Origin of the sequence: Enterobacter sp. J49 (assembly GCF_002148625.1) — a bacterium.
Classification (GTDB): Bacteria; Pseudomonadota; Gammaproteobacteria; order Enterobacterales; family Enterobacteriaceae; genus Enterobacter; species Enterobacter ludwigii.
The window spans coordinates 1-1,637 of record NZ_MWPY01000034.1 but is presented as its reverse complement, the minus strand read 5'-3'; the positions used below and the strand labels follow the sequence as shown (position 1 = coordinate 1,637).

Sequence of the window (1,637 nt, the reverse complement as noted above, 5' to 3'; positions counted from 1 at the left end):
CACTACAAAGGCAGGTTCTTTAAGGTAAGGAGGTGATCCAACCGCAGGTTCCCCTACGGTTACCTTGTTACGACTTCACCCCAGTCATGAATCACAAAGTGGTAAGCGCCCTCCCGAAGGTTAAGCTACCTACTTCTTTTGCAACCCACTCCCATGGTGTGACGGGCGGTGTGTACAAGGCCCGGGAACGTATTCACCGTAGCATTCTGATCTACGATTACTAGCGATTCCGACTTCATGGAGTCGAGTTGCAGACTCCAATCCGGACTACGACGCACTTTATGAGGTCCGCTTGCTCTCGCGAGTTCGCTTCTCTTTGTATGCGCCATTGTAGCACGTGTGTAGCCCTACTCGTAAGGGCCATGATGACTTGACGTCATCCCCACCTTCCTCCAGTTTATCACTGGCAGTCTCCTTTGAGTTCCCGGCCGGACCGCTGGCAACAAAGGATAAGGGTTGCGCTCGTTGCGGGACTTAACCCAACATTTCACAACACGAGCTGACGACAGCCATGCAGCACCTGTCTCAGAGTTCCCGAAGGCACCAATCCATCTCTGGAAAGTTCTCTGGATGTCAAGAGTAGGTAAGGTTCTTCGCGTTGCATCGAATTAAACCACATGCTCCACCGCTTGTGCGGGCCCCCGTCAATTCATTTGAGTTTTAACCTTGCGGCCGTACTCCCCAGGCGGTCGACTTAACGCGTTAGCTCCGGAAGCCACGCCTCAAGGGCACAACCTCCAAGTCGACATCGTTTACGGCGTGGACTACCAGGGTATCTAATCCTGTTTGCTCCCCACGCTTTCGCACCTGAGCGTCAGTCTTTGTCCAGGGGGCCGCCTTCGCCACCGGTATTCCTCCAGATCTCTACGCATTTCACCGCTACACCTGGAATTCTACCCCCCTCTACAAGACTCTAGCCTGCCAGTTTCGAATGCAGTTCCCAGGTTGAGCCCGGGGATTTCACATCCGACTTGACAGACCGCCTGCGTGCGCTTTACGCCCAGTAATTCCGATTAACGCTTGCACCCTCCGTATTACCGCGGCTGCTGGCACGGAGTTAGCCGGTGCTTCTTCTGCGGGTAACGTCAATTGCTGCGGTTATTAACCACAACACCTTCCTCCCCGCTGAAAGTACTTTACAACCCGAAGGCCTTCTTCATACACGCGGCATGGCTGCATCAGGCTTGCGCCCATTGTGCAATATTCCCCACTGCTGCCTCCCGTAGGAGTCTGGACCGTGTCTCAGTTCCAGTGTGGCTGGTCATCCTCTCAGACCAGCTAGGGATCGTCGCCTAGGTGAGCCGTTACCCCACCTACTAGCTAATCCCATCTGGGCACATCTGATGGCAAGAGGCCCGAAGGTCCCCCTCTTTGGTCTTGCGACGTTATGCGGTATTAGCTACCGTTTCCAGTAGTTATCCCCCTCCATCAGGCAGTTTCCCAGACATTACTCACCCGTCCGCCACTCGTCACCCGAGAGCAAGCTCTCTGTGCTACCGTTCGACTTGCATGTGTTAGGCCTGCCGCCAGCGTTCAATCTGAGCCATGATCAAACTCTTCAATTTAAGTTTGATGCTCGTGAATTAAACTTCGTAATGAATTACGTATGTTCACTCAGAGACTTGGTATTCATTTTT

The 1,637-nt window shown here is 53.4% G+C and carries 1 rRNA gene; it reads right to left on the bottom strand.

The annotated features are described in order from the left end of the window. Nucleotides 1–25: 25 nt before the first annotated feature. Nucleotides 26–1,565 (bottom strand): 16S ribosomal RNA (locus tag BJP35_RS16215). Nucleotides 1,566–1,637 lie beyond the last annotated feature (72 nt).